The organism is Pseudomonas iridis (assembly GCF_017980685.1).
GTDB lineage: Bacteria > Pseudomonadota > Gammaproteobacteria > Pseudomonadales > Pseudomonadaceae > Aquipseudomonas > Aquipseudomonas iridis.
In genome coordinates, this window is record NZ_JACXXO010000022.1 from 1 (window position 1) to 16,033 (window position 16,033).

17 protein-coding genes and 1 tRNA gene are annotated in these 16,033 nt (G+C 57.5%); 6 read left to right on the plus strand and 12 right to left on the minus strand.

Annotated features, from left to right (window positions below):
• The coding region (locus tag IEQ42_RS24655) for an RHS repeat-associated core and ParB domain-containing protein (RefSeq protein WP_210705818.1) at window positions 1–578 on the plus strand (578 nt) is incomplete at its 5' end.
• The gene (locus IEQ42_RS24660) at window positions 575–1,006 is read left to right on the plus strand and encodes a DUF6896 domain-containing protein (RefSeq protein WP_210705819.1); all 432 of its coding nucleotides are present in this window, start codon (window positions 575–577) and stop codon (window positions 1,004–1,006) included. The genes IEQ42_RS24655 and IEQ42_RS24660, both read left to right, overlap by 4 nt.
• A 144-nt stretch (window positions 1,007–1,150) precedes the next feature.
• On the opposite strand, the gene IEQ42_RS24665 is transcribed toward IEQ42_RS24660, so the two are convergent.
• From IEQ42_RS24665 to IEQ42_RS24690, 6 genes are all read right to left on the minus strand, one after another.
• The gene (locus IEQ42_RS24665) at window positions 1,151–1,315 is read right to left on the minus strand and encodes a hypothetical protein (protein WP_200610595.1); all 165 of its coding nucleotides are present in this window, start codon (window positions 1,313–1,315) and stop codon (window positions 1,151–1,153) included.
• Window positions 1,316–1,437: 122 nt separating this feature from the next.
• Window positions 1,438–1,860 carry a YMGG-like glycine zipper-containing protein gene (locus IEQ42_RS24670; RefSeq protein WP_210705822.1) on the minus strand — a complete coding sequence of 141 codons (423 nt, stop codon included), beginning with the start codon at window positions 1,858–1,860 and terminating at the stop codon, window positions 1,438–1,440.
• A 137-nt stretch (window positions 1,861–1,997) separates the two neighbouring features.
• The gene (locus tag IEQ42_RS24675) at window positions 1,998–2,369 is read right to left on the minus strand and encodes a glycine zipper domain-containing protein (protein WP_042558471.1); all 372 of its coding nucleotides are present in this window, start codon (window positions 2,367–2,369) and stop codon (window positions 1,998–2,000) included.
• Between the two features lie 326 nt (window positions 2,370–2,695).
• The gene (locus IEQ42_RS24680; RefSeq protein WP_210705824.1) at window positions 2,696–2,884 is read right to left on the minus strand and encodes a hypothetical protein; all 189 of its coding nucleotides are present in this window, start codon (window positions 2,882–2,884) and stop codon (window positions 2,696–2,698) included.
• 163 nt (window positions 2,885–3,047) lie between these two features.
• Window positions 3,048–3,368 (minus strand): YbjQ family protein, encoded by a 321-nt coding sequence (locus IEQ42_RS24685; protein ID WP_047300625.1) that lies wholly within the window; start codon window positions 3,366–3,368, stop codon window positions 3,048–3,050.
• A 152-nt stretch (window positions 3,369–3,520) separates the two neighbouring features.
• A tRNA-Ser gene (locus IEQ42_RS24690) sits at window positions 3,521–3,610 on the minus strand.
• Window positions 3,611–3,905: 295 nt separating this feature from the next.
• On the opposite strand from IEQ42_RS24690, the gene IEQ42_RS24695 reads away from it, so the two are divergent.
• From IEQ42_RS24695 to IEQ42_RS24705, 3 genes are all read left to right on the plus strand, one after another.
• Entirely contained in the window at window positions 3,906–4,595 is a 690-nt protein-coding gene (locus IEQ42_RS24695; protein WP_150595638.1) for a crotonase/enoyl-CoA hydratase family protein, read from the plus strand.
• A gap of 215 nt (window positions 4,596–4,810) precedes the next feature.
• Window positions 4,811–5,533, plus strand: a complete 723-nt coding sequence (locus IEQ42_RS24700; RefSeq protein ID WP_047300380.1) for a lysophospholipid acyltransferase family protein — start codon at window positions 4,811–4,813, stop codon at window positions 5,531–5,533.
• 133 nt (window positions 5,534–5,666) lie between these two features.
• A complete protein-coding gene (locus IEQ42_RS24705) occupies window positions 5,667–6,638 on the plus strand; it encodes a magnesium and cobalt transport protein CorA (RefSeq protein WP_042558467.1) in 972 nt (323 codons plus the stop codon).
• Between the two features lie 90 nt (window positions 6,639–6,728).
• Here IEQ42_RS24705 and IEQ42_RS24710 read toward each other — a convergent pair whose 3' ends face one another.
• The 3 genes from IEQ42_RS24710 to IEQ42_RS24720 all read right to left on the minus strand — a co-directional run bounded on the left by IEQ42_RS24710 (window position 6,729) and on the right by IEQ42_RS24720 (window position 10,918).
• On the minus strand, window positions 6,729–7,451 hold the full coding sequence (locus IEQ42_RS24710; RefSeq protein WP_210705826.1) for an amidotransferase: 723 nt from the start codon (window positions 7,449–7,451) through the stop codon (window positions 6,729–6,731).
• Between the two features lie 92 nt (window positions 7,452–7,543).
• Window positions 7,544–9,688: a 3-hydroxyacyl-CoA dehydrogenase NAD-binding domain-containing protein gene (locus IEQ42_RS24715; protein ID WP_210705827.1), complete on the minus strand. Its 2,145-nt coding sequence runs from the start codon at window positions 9,686–9,688 to the stop codon at window positions 7,544–7,546.
• Window positions 9,689–9,712: 24 nt separating this feature from the next.
• Window positions 9,713–10,918: an acetyl-CoA C-acetyltransferase gene (locus IEQ42_RS24720; RefSeq protein ID WP_210705829.1), complete on the minus strand. Its 1,206-nt coding sequence runs from the start codon at window positions 10,916–10,918 to the stop codon at window positions 9,713–9,715.
• A 585-nt stretch (window positions 10,919–11,503) separates the two neighbouring features.
• Here IEQ42_RS24720 and IEQ42_RS24725 point away from each other — a divergent pair.
• A complete protein-coding gene (locus IEQ42_RS24725; RefSeq protein ID WP_210705888.1) occupies window positions 11,504–12,325 on the plus strand; it encodes a c-type cytochrome in 822 nt (273 codons plus the stop codon).
• Between the two features lie 130 nt (window positions 12,326–12,455).
• Here IEQ42_RS24725 and IEQ42_RS24730 read toward each other — a convergent pair whose 3' ends face one another.
• The 3 genes from IEQ42_RS24730 to IEQ42_RS24740 are packed head-to-tail and all read right to left on the minus strand — an operon-like array spanning window position 12,456 to window position 15,628.
• Window positions 12,456–13,259, minus strand: a complete 804-nt coding sequence (locus IEQ42_RS24730; protein ID WP_042558462.1) for a transglutaminase family protein — start codon at window positions 13,257–13,259, stop codon at window positions 12,456–12,458.
• Window positions 13,256–14,206 carry an alpha-E domain-containing protein gene (locus IEQ42_RS24735; protein ID WP_007914063.1) on the minus strand — a complete coding sequence of 317 codons (951 nt, stop codon included), beginning with the start codon at window positions 14,204–14,206 and terminating at the stop codon, window positions 13,256–13,258. Before IEQ42_RS24735 ends, IEQ42_RS24730 begins: the two co-directional genes overlap by 4 nt.
• A 12-nt stretch (window positions 14,207–14,218) precedes the next feature.
• Complete coding sequence (locus IEQ42_RS24740; RefSeq protein ID WP_210705831.1) at window positions 14,219–15,628, minus strand: circularly permuted type 2 ATP-grasp protein; 1,410 nt, start codon at window positions 15,626–15,628, stop codon at window positions 14,219–14,221.
• Between the last annotated feature and the right edge of the window lie 405 nt (window positions 15,629–16,033).

The following is a 16,033-nucleotide window of genomic DNA, read 5'->3' on the forward strand; positions in this document are numbered from 1 at the left end:
GTGAAAGCGGGCTGCATTACAACCGGCATCGGTATTACGACCCAAGGCTTGGGCGGTATTTGACGCCGGACCCGATCAAGTTGGCGGGTGGGATCAATCAGTACCAGTACGTGCCGAATCCGACGGGGTGGGTTGATCCGTTGGGGTTGAGCTCTAACTGCCCGCCGCCGAAGAAACCGGGTTGTGAGATGCCGGGAGGGATTGATGGGGCTAAGGTTGATGAGGGTGAGCCACAATTACCGGGCTTGATTCATGGCGTTGACCCACACTCAGTGAAGCGCACGCATGCAATTATGGGAAAAAAATCAACTACACACGTCGAAAAAATAAGAGATCAAATGCGAGCAGGTGGCTACGATGTCAGCTATCCCATAGACGTAGCAGAACATCAGGGCAACTTCTATATTCTAGATGGACATCACCGTGCAGCAGCTGCAAAACAAACAGCAACGCCTATAACTATAAAACTGATCACAAACATCAGAGAACACAAAGGACAGCTTAATACGATTGAAGAAGTCATTGATTCAGCGAACAACGTCGGACACGACCGATTGGAGCATCACAGAAGAAGATGAAAACAGATGATAAAAATCTTGAGGATCTAATAAATGACTTTCTTTCAAAAGTTGAAATTGGTACAGAGTTACTAGAAAAAAAATTTGGCACTCGGAATATTTTAAGACTTTGGCGGAGCAAGCAAATCGAACGCTGCGGTGAAATAACTGAAGGAATTCAATATGAACTGCACGGCGTAGGGTGCGCCATTCATTTCCCATCAGAATCAGTGGACTTCGACTATGGATCGAACAACAGAATCGACGGCTTTGATGTATGGCGCCTCTACATTTACGCTAGCGATAGGCCATCCAAATACAAAAAATACTGCAATCAAAAAATAGTTGAAAAGGAGTTTAAAGAATACATCGCATCAGGCCGAATAGAAAAAATGTCGCCATCAGATAACCTTTACATACGCGTGAACCCTGACTTAACTGCGAAATAACAAAAACATCGATGGCCTTCGTTCGTCTCAAAAATTGTTTACCAAACTTAATCTTCGCGAGCAAACCGGTCAGAATCAAGGGGCCTGAAGTACAGGCCCCGGAGATGAAATCAGCGCGCTACCGCGCTCGACTTCTAAGACAACTTATTGCTCGTCCTCTTCTTCATACTCCATATCCGCCTCATCCGAATCATTCAACGGCACCGTCGCATCGTCCATAACCGACCCCGGATCTTCATTCCCCGGATCGTTGATGAACGGCAGCCCGCTTGAACCTTTTTCTTCCTTGCCTTCAGTTTCGGGAGTCATGGCATACCTCGGCATTTCGGGGAGTGTATGACGTTCGAGACGCCCTGCCGCCAATCGTTCCCGAGTCCGATGAGCAGAAACGAAAAACCCGGCGCAAGGCCGGGTTTCTGTTTAAACATCAATCAACGATATTTGTTCTTATGCTTGTTCTTGTGTTTATGACCACCACCGGAATGAGACTTACCGCCATCGTCACCCAGGTTGTTGCCAACAGCACCACCTGCCGCCCCACCCAAGCCTGCACCGATGGCCGAACCGGTTGAGCCGCCCAGGCTATTGCCGACCACTGATCCGCCGGCGGCGCCGAGGCCGCCGCCAATAGCGGCTTCCGTGCGACTGCGTTTATCCGCCCCAACCGCACTGCCGGCCGCGCCGCCCAAACCTGCACCCACCGCAGCGCCAGTGCTACCACCAAGTTGTCCGCCAACCACGTTGCCCAACGCACCACCCAAGCCACCACCGACGGCGGCAGTGCCGTCGCCAGCAGCCATCGCGCCTTGAGCAACCAGCAATCCGAAAAACAGTGCAGATAATGACAATCGCATTTGAACCTCACAGTTCCCGAAGCGGGACAGTCCGCCCGTACAAGGGCTTATAAGCTATTGGAGGCGTTAGCGGGAAAAACGTTCAGCAACGGAAAAGCCCGACATCGAGTCGGGCTTTTTCTGATAGGCAATCAATCTCAGTGACGCTTGTGGCCTTTGGACAGGTTGCTGCCCACCGCACCGCCAGCTGCACCGCCCAAGCCCGCACCGATAGTCGCACCATTTCGGCCGCCGAGGCTGTTGCCAATCACCGAACCACCGGCCGCGCCGACACCGCCGCCGATGGCCGCTTTGGTCCGACTGCCCTTGCGTGCCGCCACCGCACTGCCCGCTGCGCCTGCTACGCCCGCGCCGATCGCGGCACCGGTGCTGCCGCCCATTTTCTGACCGACCACATTCCCCAGCGCGCCGCCCAGTCCACCGCCCAATGCCGCAGTGCCATCGCCGGCAGCCATTGCTCCTTGAACAAAGAAGAGGCCAAGAACCAAAGCAGGGAGAGTTAAACGCATGACGAAACCTCAAAAACAGAGAAGACAAAAAGGGCCGGGATTGGATGTCGCCAAAGGGCAAACGTCCAGACGGAACCAAAGCACAGCGAGCACTTGGCGCCGATTTGACCGCGATTCTGAAAAAGGTTTTACGACAGGCAAAAAAAAGCCCGCTGGGGAGACGGGCTGGAGACTTGCTTTCTAACGGATGGCTTCACCTTAATCCGGACTACGTGAAAAGTTTGTGAAAAAAAACGCAGTTCTTTTAAACCATCTGTAGAACGTGTCGGCGGTCAGCGATCAGACGTAAAAAACCCCGTTCAATGACGGGGTTACGTCGAGAAAGCTTATTTTCTGGCCCTTGCCATCACCTTGGGAAGGAATTTCGCCTTAGGCCCTTTTGGTGCCACGGATTTGATCTTGGCGTTCTGAATCGTGTCTTCGCCAAAGCCCGACTGGTACTCGCTCTGTCCGCAGCGTACGCAGTTGTTGAAGGAAAATTCAGCGCCATCGTCTTCGATATACGGTTGAGTCATGCCATCTCCCCTTCGTAACAGGTCGACACCGGCAAAACCATCTCGCCTGAAAAGTATCGACCACTCAGAATTTTGAGACTAGACGGTCATTACTGGACTTGTTATTCAGATCAGCCGACGCCCGACGAATGGCCTACAAAAATTCAACACCGCGGCGGCCCGCTCAGCGCAACTTCACCGCTGTGCCCGTCACGAACACCACAACCATGCCGCCCTTGCCCGCCGGCATGCTGATCTCGAAATCCAGCCCGACCACCGCATCTGCCTGTAAGGCACGCGCTCGTTCCTTGATCTCGTCGGTGGCCTGAATGCGCGCTTCTTTCAATGCTCTTTCCAGCGTTTGCGACCGACCACCAAAAAAGTCTCGCATACCGGCGAACATGTCACGGATCACATTGACGCCTTGCACCGACTCGGCACTGACAATGTCCAGATACGCGGTGATCTGCCGGCCTTCGATGGCGTGAGTGGTGGAGATGATCATGAACGTCGTCCTTTTACTGGCAATAAAACCGCGATTGTAATGCTCAAACCAGAATTCAGCCGACCACATCACCCACGTCGGCAAATTCCAGACACCAGAAACCACAAAACCCCTGACTTCTTTCGAAATCAGGGGTTTGTGTTTACTAAATTTGGCGGTGAAGGAGAGATTCGAACTCTCGATACAGTTTCCTGTATACACACTTTCCAGGCGTGCTCCTTAAGCCACTCGGACACTTCACCGTATCTCTTCAAACATGTTCTGTCTGTCGAGGCGCGCTAATGTAGTCGAAAGCTTTTCTGATGGCAAACTTTTTTTCAGAATTTTCATGCGGTTAAGAGAAAAAGTGGTTTTTCCCGTCGGCGGACCATGGCAAAGCGGCCAATCTCCGGTGAGTGCGCGCCTTCTATATAGAAGCAGAATGGCTCACCACGCTGGCTGCACCGGGAAACGGTGACCAGCGGGTCAGTCACGGCGCTTTACCTGGCCTGCGGTGGTGGGTAACGTCTGCCCATCTTTCTTACAAGGAATAGCGTCATGAGTGAGTTGATTTCCTACCACCTCGAAGACGGTATCGCGACCCTGACCTTGAGCAACGGCAAGGTCAATGCCATTTCCCCGGACGTGATTGCGGCGTTCAACGCGGCGCTGGATCAGGCAGTGACTGATCGTGCCATCGTGATCATCACCGGTCAGCCAGGCATTTTGTCCGGCGGCTACGATCTGAAAGTGATGACCGCCGGCCCGAAAGAAGCCGTGGCGCTGGTCACTGCGGGATCGACTTTGGCTCGTCGTCTGCTTTCCCACCCGTTCCCGGTGATCGTTGCTTGCCCGGGTCACGCCGTGGCCAAAGGCGCGTTTATTCTGTTGTCTGCCGATTACCGCATCGGTGTCGATGGCCCGTTCAGCATTGGCCTGAACGAAGTGCAGATCGGCATGACCATGCACCACGCCGGTATCGAACTGGCCCGTGATCGCCTGCGTCGCTCGGCGTTCCACCGTTCGGTGATCAACGGTGAGATGTTCGATCCGCAAAGTGCTGTGGATGCCGGTTTCCTCGACAAGGTGGTTGCCGCCGAGGAACTGCAAGGCGCCGCCCTCGCCGCCGCACGTCAATTGAAGAAGATCAACATGACCGCGCACAAGAACACCAAACTGAAGGTGCGTAAGGCGCTGCTGGAAACCCTGGATAACGCGATCATCCAGGATCAGGAGCATCTGGGTTAAACCCGGCTCACGCGATGAAGAAAAGCCCGACCGTCGTGTCGGGCTTTTTCTTACACGCTGGGCTGAACATGCCGTGGCTGCTCTAGGACGCGTCTGACAACCGGCTTGGAAACATGCGCTTAAACATCGGCTATCTCCGGACTCTATAGTGGCAATTGCCGAAAACAGTGCACATCCGTACACTGCGCCACCTTTTGCGCCGGTGGGGCCTGAAAATGCTGTTCGTGTTTCGTATGTTGTTGATGGGCCTGCACTTTATTCTCGCGGGTGTGCTTGGGGTTATCCTCGGCCTGTGCCGTCCATTCAATCCGGACAACAGCCGTCTGTGCGCCCGCCTCTACGCTCTGCCGGCGATGTGCATTTTGCGTCTGCGAGTGAAGACCGACGTCAGCGGCTTGATGAACAAGCCCGACAGTTGCGTGATCATCGCGAACCACCAGTCCAACTATGATCTGTTCGTGTTCGGCAATGTCGTGCCGCGCCGTACCGTGTGCATCGGCAAGAAGAGCCTGAAATGGGTGCCGTTGTTCGGGCAGTTGTTCTGGCTGGCGGGTAACGTGTTGATCGACCGAGGCAATGCGCAAAAAGCTCGCCAGTCGATGGTGACTACCACGAATACGTTGCAGAACGAAAAGACCTCGATCTGGGTGTTTCCAGAAGGCACGCGCAACCTCGGTGAAGAGCTGCTGCCGTTCAAGAAAGGCGCGTTCCAGATGGCGATTGCTGCCGGTGTGCCGATCGTTCCGGTGTGTGTCAGCAGCTACGTCAAGCACATGCGCCTGAACCGCTGGCGCAGCGGGAAAATCCTCATACGCTCGCTGCCGGCAATTCCTACTGCCGGGCTGACCATGGACGACATGCCCATGCTCATCGAGCAGTGCCGCGAGCAGATGCGCGAATGCATCGACGCGATGGATCGCCAACTGCAAGCTGCCTGAAAAACAAACCCGCCCTGTGCGGGTTTTCTTTTGCCGGGTGAACTGTGCAGATTTCACTGACTCTCAAGCAGCGACAAGGCTAAGCTCAAGCCTGGTCTCCCAGTCATCTGCCAAGAAGAAGTGAATCACCACCATGGGTCGAGTTGTTGCTGCTGCGGTGTACAGCGAGGGCAAAAAAGTCACCAATATTACCCTTGATGAAGGCGCGGCCTGGGCCGCGAAGACCGGTCACTTTGTCTGGATCGGTCTGGAAGAGCCGGACGCTCAGGAACTGTCCAATTTGCAACGCCAATTCAACCTGCACGAATTGGCCATCGAAGATGCCTTGGAAAAACATAGCCGACCGAAGCTGGAAACCTTCGGCGACGCTTTGTTTATCGTCACCTACTCGCCCATTCGTGAACACGGGATCCTGCAGTTCATCGAAACCCATATCTTCGCCGGCAAGGGCTACATCATTACCGCACGCAACGGTCACTCGGCGTCCTACGCCCATGTCCGCCAACGTTGTGAGGCGCGTCCGCTGTTGCTGGAGCATGGGGAAGATTTCGTACTTTATGCACTGCTCGACTTTGTCATCGAAAACTATCAGCCCGTGGGCGAAGCGATCCACGCCGAGATTGATGAGCTGGAGCGCAACGTGTTGTGCAGTGCGTTGAACGAGCACGACATTCAGAAGCTTCACGGATTGCGCCGCGATGTCGTGCGTCTGCGTCGCTATGCCGCGCCGATGGTGGAGATCAGCGAGGAACTGCAAAAACTCAGCTTCCCGTTCATCGACAAGAACATGCGCCCGTATTTCCGCGACGTGCAGATCCATGTGACGCGGCAAATGGAAGACCTGACGACACTGGCGGACATTGCCAGCCAGACCATCGAGATTGGCGTGTTGCTGGAAGCGTCACGGCAGAGCGTGGTACAGCGCAAGTTTGCCGCGTGGGCGGCGATTCTGGCGTTTCCGACGGCGGTGGCGGGGATTTACGGGATGAATTTCCAGAACATGCCAGAGCTAAGCTGGCATTACGGCTATTTTGGCGTGCTGGGATTTATCACGGTGGGTTGTGTGAGTTTGTGGGCGAGTTTCAAGAAATCGGGGTGGTTGTAACAGCAGAAGATCCCAGCCTTCGGCAGCTCCTACAGGAGTACTTGATCCCAATGTAGGAGCTGCCGCAGGCTGCGATCTTTTGATCTGCTGTTAGACAGTTTCAGGCTTGTGCGCCACAAACCGCATCATCCATTCCGCGACCGTAGCACCATGGTGTTCCTGCGCCAGGCTCGCCACGCCCGTGCTGTAAATCTGCGTACCCAAGGCTTCCTGTCGCAAATCCAGCAACGCGCGCGAGTAGTCGTGGATAAATTCCGGGTGGCCCTGGAAGCACAGCACCTGGTCATTAATGTGGTACGCCGCAAACGGGCAGAAATCACTGGATGCGATCACCGTGGCGTTTTCCGGTAGTGCGGTGACCTGATCCTGATGACTGATCAACAGCGTCAGCTCTTCACGCACCGGGCTCATCCACGGAGCCTTTGCCGCGAGTTTGTAGTTGTGGGTGCCGACACCCCAGCCTTGCGTGGCGCGTTCGCTCTTGCCGCCCAGCAACAGCGCCAGCAGTTGATGGCCGAAGCACACGCCGAGCAGCTTGTCGCCACGCTCGTAGCGATTCAGCAAGTATTCCCTGAGGGTTTCGATCCACGGGTCAGTGCCGAAGGAATCGGCCTTGCTGCCAGTGACCAGATACGCATCGAACGTCAGGTCGTCGCTCGGGTATTCGCCCTGCATCACGTTGTACACCGTGAACTCGGCGGCAATCGGTTGCTGCGAGAACAGGCGCTGGAACATCTGCCCGTAACCCTGATATTGATCGACCAGTTCTGGACGCAGGATGTCAGTTTCCAGAATGCAGATGCGTAACGACATAAAAAATACCTGACACGTGATGGGAATAATGAACACCCCAGAGCCTGCCCTGAAACACCCTGGCAAGGCAAGCCCCGGAATGCTCGTCGCCCTTAGAACATCTCACCTTTTGCCGCTTTATCCAGCAGCAGCGCAGGCGGTGCGAAACGCTCGCCATATTGCTCGGCCAGATACTGCGCCCGGGCGACGAAATCCTTTACTCCGTACTGATTGATGTACTGCAACGCACCGCCAGTCCACGCTGCAAAACCGATGCCGAAGATCGATCCTACGTTGGCATCCGCCGTCGAGGTCAACACGCCCTCCTCCAGACAGCGCACGGTTTCGATGGCCTGCACAAACAGCAACCTGTCACGCACGTCCTTCGGCGAAATCTGCCCGTCAGCCTTCTCGAAGCGCGTCTTCAATTCAGGCCACAAATGTTTCTGCCCACCGGCCGGGTACTGGTAGAATCCGCCACCTGCGGCTTTGCCCGGGCGCTTGTATTCGTTGAGCAGCAAATCAATCACGGCAAACGCCGGGTGTTCAATCAGCGGTTTCCCTTCTGCCTGTAAGTCCTTGGCGGTTTGCTTGCGGATATGACTCATCAGGCTGAGGGAAACTTCGTCGGAGATTGCCAGTGGCCCGACTGGCATCCCGGCCTTGCGCGCTTCGGTCTCGATCATCGGCGCGCTCACACCTTCACCGAGCATGGCGATGCCTTCATTGGTGAACGTGCCGAACACCCGCGAGGTGAAGAAGCCGCGACTGTCGTTGACCACGATCGGCGTTTTCTTGATTTGCAGGACGAAATCAAACCCGCGAGCGAGGGTTTCGTCGCTGGTCTGCGCGCCTTTGATGATTTCCACCAACGGCATTTTTTCCACCGGACTGAAGAAATGCAGGCCGATGAATTTGCTTTGATCCGGTACCACCGTCGCCAGCCCCGTGATCGGCAAGGTCGAAGTGTTGGAGGCAATCACAGCATCGGCGCCGACCACTTTCTGCGCCGCCGAAGAGACCCTCGCCTTGAGTTCGCGATCTTCAAAAACCGCCTCGATGATCAAATCGCAACCGGACAGGTCAGCATCGTTTTCGCTGGTATGAATCCGCGCCAGCACTGCCTCACGCTGCGCGGCATCCATCTGACCACGAGCGACTTTCTTGTCCAGCAACGCCGCCGAATGCGCTTTACCCTTTTCGGCAGCAGCCAGATTGATGTCCTTGAGCACCACTTCGATACCCGCCGAGGCGCTGACAAAAGCGATCCCCGCGCCCATCATCCCGGCGCCGAGCACACCGACCTTACGCGTAACGAATGGCGCAAAGCCCTGCGGCCGCGAGCCACCGGCATTGATTTCGTTGAGCTGAAACCAGAACGTGCCGATCAGGTTTTTCGAGATCTGGCCGGTGGTCAATTCTGTGAAGTAGCGGGTTTCAATCAAGTGCGCCGTGTCGAAATCCACCTGCGCGCCTTCCACTGCCGCGCAGAGAATTTTCTCCGGCGCCGGCAACGTGCCTTGGGTCTTGGTGCGCAGGATCGACGGCGCAATCGCCAACATCTGCGCGACTTTCGGATTTGAGGGCGTGCCACCAGAAATCTGATATCCCTTCACATCCCAACGTTGTACCGCCGTCGGATTGGCAACGATCCAGGCACGCGCCTTGGCCAGCAGCTCATCGCGATCGGCCGCCAACTCATCGATCAATCCGGCCTGCAAAGCCTGTTGGGGGCGGACCTTTTTGCCTTCGAGCAAATACGGCAGCGCCTTCTCGATGCCGAGCATGCGCACCATGCGCACCACCCCGCCGCCACCCGGCAACAAGCCGAGGGTCACCTCCGGCAGACCAAGTTGCACCGACGCATCGTCCAGTGCCACCCGATGATGACACGCCAGACAGATTTCCCATCCGCCGCCGAGCGCCGCGCCGTTGATGGCCGCGACCACCGGCTTACCGAGGGTTTCCAGCGTGCGCAATTGCCCTTTGAGGGTCAGCACCATGTCGTAGAAGGCTTTGGCTTCAGGCTTGCCAACCTTGATCAACTCATTAAGGTCGCCGCCGGCGAAGAAGGTTTTCTTCGCTGACGTGATGATGACCCCGGCAATGCTTTCTTTTTCAGCCACAAGCCGGGCGACGCAGGCGGCCATTGCCTCGCGGTACACGGCGTTCATGGTGTTGGCGCTCTGGCCCGGCATGTCGATGGTGAGGACGATAATGCCGTCCTGACCTTTTTCGTAACGAATGGCTTCGCTCATAACAAGGTTCCTTGAATTCGGGGTTCAGAGGCGTTCGATGATGGTGGCAATGCCCATGCCGCCGCCGACGCACAGCGTCGCCAGGCCATAGCGCAGGCGCCGGGTTTCCAGTTCATCGAGCAAGGTGCCGAGGATCGCGCACCCGGTGGCGCCGAGCGGATGGCCCATCGCGATGGAGCCGCCGTTGACGTTGACCTTGTCCGGATCGACAGCCATGTCCTTGATGAACTTCAACACCACCGAAGCAAACGCTTCGTTGACCTCGAACAGGTCGATGTCTTCCACGCGCAGGCCGGCCTTGGCCAGTGCCTTGCGGGTGGCCGGCGCGGGGCCCGTGAGCATGATGGTTGGATCGGTGCTGGTCACCGCCGTGGCAACAATCCGCGCCCGTGGCTGCAAGCCCAGCGCCCGCCCCTTGGCTTCGGAACCGATCAGCATCAGCGCCGCGCCATCGACGATCCCGGAACTGTTGCCAGGTGTATGTACGTGATTGATCCGTTCGACATGGCTGTAAACCCGCAGCGCCGTCGCGTCGAAACCCATCTGCCCCATCATTTCGAAACTCGGCTTGAGCTTGGCCAAACCTTCCAGGGTCGACTCGGCACGAATGAATTCGTCGTGATCGAGGAGGATGATGCCGTTCTGATCCTGCACCGGCACCAGTGACTTGTTGAACGAGCCATCGGCCCGTGCCCGTGCCGCTTTCTGTTGCGAGTGCAGCGCGTAGGCATCGACATCCTGACGGCTGAAGCCTTCAAGGGTGGCGATGAGGTCGGCACCGATACCTTGCGGGGTGAAGTGACCCTGCAGGTTGGTTTGCGGATCCAGCGCCCAGGCGCCGCCGTCGCTGCCCATCGGCACGCGTGACATCGACTCGACGCCGCCGACCACCACCAGGTCTTCAAATCCCGAACGCACTTTCATCGCGCCGAGGTTCACCGCTTCCAGACCCGAGGCGCAGAAACGGTTGATCTGCACGCCCGCCACGCTGACGTCCCAATCGGCCACTTGCACGGCGGTTTTGGCGATGTCCGAGCCTTGATCGCCAATCGGCGTGACGCAGCCCAGCACCACGTCATCGACCTGGCTGGTGTCCAGCGCCGTGCGCTGTTGCAACGCGGTAAGCAGGCCGGCCACCAGAGTGACCGGTTTGACGCTGTGCAGGGCGCCATCAGCCTTGCCTCTGCCGCGCGGCGTGCGTAATGCATCGAAAATCAAAGCTTGGGTCATGACGTCCTCGAACCTGTGCGGTGAGTGAATTCTTGTGCTCCCACTCTTGGCCTGCACGCTCAAGGATTCAATGACCACAGCGCTCAATGGTGTTGACGCACACGCTCAGACGGACGGTCATCAGGCATCGGGTGAACCGGTTCAGGTCGGCGAGTTGTCTAGCAAGCGGGCGGCGACGGAGCTGGCAATACGCCTCATACCTTTTTAATCGCTGACAGCTGCAGCCCCATATTAAATGGATCTAAGCCAAGCGTGACGCGGGCCCTAAGGTAGAACATGTACGTCGTGGTCGTCGGGTTTTGCCGAGGCAGGCGTTCTTTAACAGGAAGTGCATCGCTTGCCGTCATGGATATGCAGGCAGGCCTCAGGAAATAACAAAAAGGCGGTCAAGCCATGTTCAAACAACCGAAAGTTCGTCAAGCAGGGCTCATTCTTTTCGCCACGACACTGTTGCTGATTTTGCCGAACCTGACCAAGGTGATCGGCTGAATCAAGAAACAGTTGCTGGTTATCGCCACTGGAAGATGTACCTGGCCCGCTACCCGGGCCAGCGTGGCTGTGCCAATCTGTGCACATTTGCACGGCATGGACGGCGATTATTTGAAAGCGCTCATTGTGTTTGGGGCCTTGCTGCTAAGCATGCCCTTGTCAGCCGCACAGCTGGATTTACAGCTGGGCGCAAACAGCCGCATCTGGCAGACCGAGGAGCTACTCAAGCATCCTCAGGTACAAACCCTCACGGTAAAAAACGATGTGTCCTACAAGAAGGATATGACGTATCGCGCCGTGCCCGTGGCGGCGTTGCTGAGCGGAATCAAACCTGAGGATCATCTGCAAGCGGTAGCGCTGGATGGCTTTGCCGCCGAGTTGGCAGCAGCGCCGCTGCTCAACACCCAAGGCTCGCGTGCCTGGCTGGCGATTGAAGACCCCGCGCATCCGTGGCCGCCATTGTCGGCGGGCAAGCACAGCGCCGGGCCGTTCTATCTGGTGTGGACTGATCCACAGGCCGGCAACATCAGCCCTGAGCAATGGCCGTTCGAGGTCGCCAGCATCAAGCGCATGGCGCCCGTGGCTGAGCGCTTCCCGGCCCTGTTGCCGGACCCTGCGCTGAAAGCAGATGACCCCGTGAATCAGGGGTTCGCGCTGTTTCAGAAGAACTGCCTGGCCTGCCATCGCCTTAACGGTGCGGGGGATGCGCAGTTTGGGCCGGATCTGAATATTCCGTACAACCCGACCGAGTATTTCGGTGCGGACTTCCTAAAGCGATACATCCGTGATCCGCAGAGTTTGCGCCAATGGCCTCAGGCGAAGATGCCAGGGTTTTCGGCACAGGTGCTGCCAGAGGAGGATTTGCAGATGTTAGTGGGGTATCTGAAACACATGGTGGGGCGCAAGGTTAAGCCTTGATACCTTGAGCCTTGGGTGGTTATCACCGACCGCTATCGCTGGCAAGCCAGCTCCCACAGGATCACCACTGACTCAAAGTCAGCGCATAACCTGTGGGAGCTGGCTTGCCAGCGATAGCGGTATCCCGAATCTACTGCTGCTGGACAGAGATCACTGGGGTCGGCGATACGAACACCTTCGCATGCATCTGCTCGCACCCGCCGCCCCGGCGCATCCCGCGCACCGGGCAGGCATCCAGATAATCCAGACCCACCGCCAGCTTCAGGTGTCGCTCCGGTCGCGCCAGCTCATTGGTTACGTCAAAACTGTACCAGGCATCATCCAGCCACGCTTCGGCCCAGGCATGGCTGGCCAGGTGTTCGCAATCCTCGCTGTACAGATACCCCGAGACATACCGCGAGGGAATCCCGAGACTGCGTGCGCACGCCAGAAACGCATGGGTGTGATCCTGGCAGACGCCCGCCCGTCCGGCGAAGGCTTGCATGGCACTGGTGTCGACCGCGGTAGAACCGGGCGTATAGGTCATGTGCTGATTCAGACCGTGCATCAGATCGATGAGTGCCGTGCGGTCGCGGCGTTGCTTGCAGGATTTTTCCGCAAACCCGCGCAGTGCCTCGTCAGCCTCGGTCAACCGGGTAAAGCGCAGAAACGGTAGCGCCGACTGGCTCTCGTGTTCGGCCTCGCGCAATTCGTCGATATCAACCTGACCACGCGCACCGATGATGATCGCTTCATGTGGCTCGTCCATGGTCAGCACATGCAGGATGTTGCCGAACGGATCGAGTTGCGCGCGCACCGGGCGCGGCAGGTCGAGCTGCCAGCTCAGCACGTGTTGACGCTCGCTGTCGTGTGGGGTCAGCCGCAGGTACTGGATGCTCGCCCGCACCTGATCCTCGTAGTGATAGGTGGTCTCGTGGCTAATCGAAAGTCTCATGCAGCCTCCAGGTAGGAACTGTGAATGGCGTTACCCAACTGGCGCACCAGCGGGATGAATTCGGTCAGCCAGGCGTGCAGGCCTTCCTCGAGAATTTCGTTGATGCCGGTATAGCGCAGGCGCGCGTCCATTTCTGCCGCCAGGCGTTGCGCCGGTCGCCCGTTGGCACCGGGCAACTGAGCGAGAATCTGGTCGATCTCCTCGGTGCAGGCACGCAGCGAACGCGGTACGTCAGCACGCAACAGCAGCAGCTCGGCGACATGCCGGGCACCCGGGGCGTCACGATAGATTTCGGTGTAAGCCTCGAATGATGACAACGCTCGCAGCAACGCACTCCACTGGTAATACGCGTGGGCAGTGCCGTCACTGACGGCCTCGGCCTGATCGCCGGCCATTTCGTAGCGCGCATCGAGCAGCCGCAAGGTGTTGTCTGCGCGCTCGATAAAGGTGCCCAGACGAATAAAACGAAACGCATCGTTACGCATGATCGTGCCGTAGGACGCACCGCGGAACAGGTGCGAACGCTCCTTGATCCACTCGCAGAAACGACTCATGCCATAACGGCTGAGACCCTGCTCGGCGATCCCGCGAATTTCCAGCCACGTGGCGTTGATGTTTTCCCACATGTCCGCAGTAATGCGCCCACGCACCGCATGAGCACTGGCCCGCGCCGCGCCGAGACAGCTGTAGATGCTCGCCGGATTGGCCGCATCAAGGGCGAAGAAATGCAACAGGCGTTCGGCATGCAGCGCACCGTGACGCTCCAGATAATCGTCAAGGGTGCCGGTGATCAACAGTGGCATCGCCAGCTCGTGCAGACCATCGCCGCGACCGTCCTGCGGCATCAGCGACAGCGAATAACTGATGTCGAGCATCCGAGCGAGGTTTTCCGCCCGCTCCAGGTAACGCGACATCCAATACAGATCCGAGGCAGTTCTACTTAACATGGCAAGCTTCCTTCAATCCTCGACCACCCAGGTGTCCTTGGTTCCGCCGCCCTGGGAGGAATTCACCACCAGAGAGCCTTCACGCAGCGCGACACGGGTCAAACCACCGGGTACGACCCGGGTTTCGCGCCCCGACAAGACAAACGGGCGCAAGTCGATATGACGTGGCGCAATGCCGTTTTCGACAAAAGTCGGGCAGGTCGACAGTGACAGCGTCGGTTGTGCGATATACGCGTGAGGTTTGGCCTTGATCCGCTCACGAAAGGCGTCAATTTCCGCCTTCGTCGACGCCGGCCCCACCAACATCCCGTAACCGCCGGAGCCCTGGGTTTCCTTGACCACCAGATCTGGAAGATTGGCCAGCACGTGGGAAAGTTCAGACGGGTTGCGGCATTGCCAGGTCGGCACGTTTTTCAGGATCGGTTCTTCATCGAGATAGAAGCGGATCATGTCGGTAACAAACGGGTAGACCGATTTGTCATCCGCCACGCCGGTGCCGATGGCATTGGCCAGTACCACATTGCCGGAGCGATAGGACGACAGCAGCCCCGGCACACCGAGCATCGAGTCCGGGTTGAACGCCAGCGGATCGAGGAACGCATCGTCGAGACGGCGGTAGATCACGTCCACGGCTTTCGGGCCGTCGGTGGTGCGCATGAAGACTTTGTCGTCACGCACGAACAGATCCGCGCCCTCCACCAGTTCAACACCCATTTCCCTGGCCAGAAACGCATGCTCGAAAAACGCACTGTTGAAGCGCCCGGGCGTCAGCACCACCACGCTGGGGTCATCGATGGGGCTGGAGCTTTTCAGGGTGTCGAGTAACAGGTTCGGATAATGGTCGATCGGCGCAATGCGCTGGGCGGCGAACAGTTCCGGGAACAGGCGCATCATCATTTTGCGGTCTTCGAGCATGTAGCTCACGCCGCTCGGGGTGCGCAAATTGTCTTCGAGCACGTAATAGGTGCCGTCGCCATCGCGCACCAGATCGACGCCAGAAATATGCGAGTAGATGTCGCGGTGCAGATCCAGCCCCTGCATCGCCAACTGATACTGCTCGTTGGCCAGCACCTGCTCGGCGGGAATGATCCCGGCCTTGATGATGCGCTGCTCGTGATAGAGATCGGCGATGAACATGTTCAACGCCTTGACCCGCTGAATGCAGCCGCGCTCGACGATCCGCCATTCGCTGGCGGGAATGCTGCGCGGAATGGTGTCGAAAGGAATCAGCCGCTCAGTGCCCTGCTCGTCCCCATAGAGCGTGAAAGTAATCCCGGCGCGATGGAACAGCAGATCGGCCTCGCGTCGCCGTTGTGCCAGCAGCTCATCAGGCGTGTCGGCCAGCCAACGGGCAAATTCCCGGTAATGCGGGCGAACCTGGCCGCCGGCATCGTACATCTCATCAAAATAGGTGCGGATCATGCCGTACTCCTTGTCACCCGGACCTACAGGCCTTCGCAAGGCCCGTGCCATCGGCATAAACGCTTTGATATCAATCGGTTGGATATTCACGTCGCAGGCGCCGCACCATTCCTGTGCGGCAATTGCCCCCACCTGATCGCCCCCGCTTCATTGCGACGCACTGCATCGCCTATCACCAGCATAGTCAGAGTTGATTTCACTGCTCGGCGTCAGCTACGGATAATCCGCGCATTCGCTGAACAAACTTCTACGCAGAAGTCTTCAGCCCCACTGATCCGCACTGCCAACGCAGCCCGCAAAGCCTTAACCCTGACCGGTTTCCTCTCCTTATCGGTCTTCCCTTTAGCCACCCTCTGCGGTGGCTTTTTTTTGCCTGTTTGAAACGTTTTGATTTCAAAAACAACA

Bases quoted from the DNA above. Each gene is read 5' to 3' on its own strand.
- IEQ42_RS24660 (WP_210705819.1), top strand. From the start codon at position 575: ATGAAAACAGATGATAAAAATCTTGAGGATCTAATAAATGACTTTCTT.
- IEQ42_RS24665 (WP_200610595.1), bottom strand. From the start codon at position 1,315: ATGACTCCCGAAACTGAAGGCAAGGAAGAAAAAGGTTCAAGCGGGCTG.
- IEQ42_RS24670 (WP_210705822.1), bottom strand. From the start codon at position 1,860: ATGCGATTGTCATTATCTGCACTGTTTTTCGGATTGCTGGTTGCTCAA.
- IEQ42_RS24675 (WP_042558471.1), bottom strand. From the start codon at position 2,369: ATGCGTTTAACTCTCCCTGCTTTGGTTCTTGGCCTCTTCTTTGTTCAA.
- IEQ42_RS24680 (WP_210705824.1), bottom strand. From the start codon at position 2,884: ATGACTCAACCGTATATCGAAGACGATGGCGCTGAATTTTCCTTCAAC.
- IEQ42_RS24685 (WP_047300625.1), bottom strand. From the start codon at position 3,368: ATGATCATCTCCACCACTCACGCCATCGAAGGCCGGCAGATCACCGCG.
- IEQ42_RS24695 (WP_150595638.1), top strand. From the start codon at position 3,906: ATGAGTGAGTTGATTTCCTACCACCTCGAAGACGGTATCGCGACCCTG.
- IEQ42_RS24700 (WP_047300380.1), top strand. From the start codon at position 4,811: ATGCTGTTCGTGTTTCGTATGTTGTTGATGGGCCTGCACTTTATTCTC.
- IEQ42_RS24705 (WP_042558467.1), top strand. From the start codon at position 5,667: ATGGGTCGAGTTGTTGCTGCTGCGGTGTACAGCGAGGGCAAAAAAGTC.
- IEQ42_RS24710 (WP_210705826.1), bottom strand. From the start codon at position 7,451: ATGTCGTTACGCATCTGCATTCTGGAAACTGACATCCTGCGTCCAGAA.
- IEQ42_RS24715 (WP_210705827.1), bottom strand. From the start codon at position 9,688: ATGAGCGAAGCCATTCGTTACGAAAAAGGTCAGGACGGCATTATCGTC.
- IEQ42_RS24720 (WP_210705829.1), bottom strand. From the start codon at position 10,918: ATGACCCAAGCTTTGATTTTCGATGCATTACGCACGCCGCGCGGCAGA.
- IEQ42_RS24725 (WP_210705888.1), top strand. From the start codon at position 11,504: ATGGACGGCGATTATTTGAAAGCGCTCATTGTGTTTGGGGCCTTGCTG.
- IEQ42_RS24730 (WP_042558462.1), bottom strand. From the start codon at position 13,259: ATGAGACTTTCGATTAGCCACGAGACCACCTATCACTACGAGGATCAG.
- IEQ42_RS24735 (WP_007914063.1), bottom strand. From the start codon at position 14,206: ATGTTAAGTAGAACTGCCTCGGATCTGTATTGGATGTCGCGTTACCTG.
- IEQ42_RS24740 (WP_210705831.1), bottom strand. From the start codon at position 15,628: ATGATCCGCACCTATTTTGATGAGATGTACGATGCCGGCGGCCAGGTT.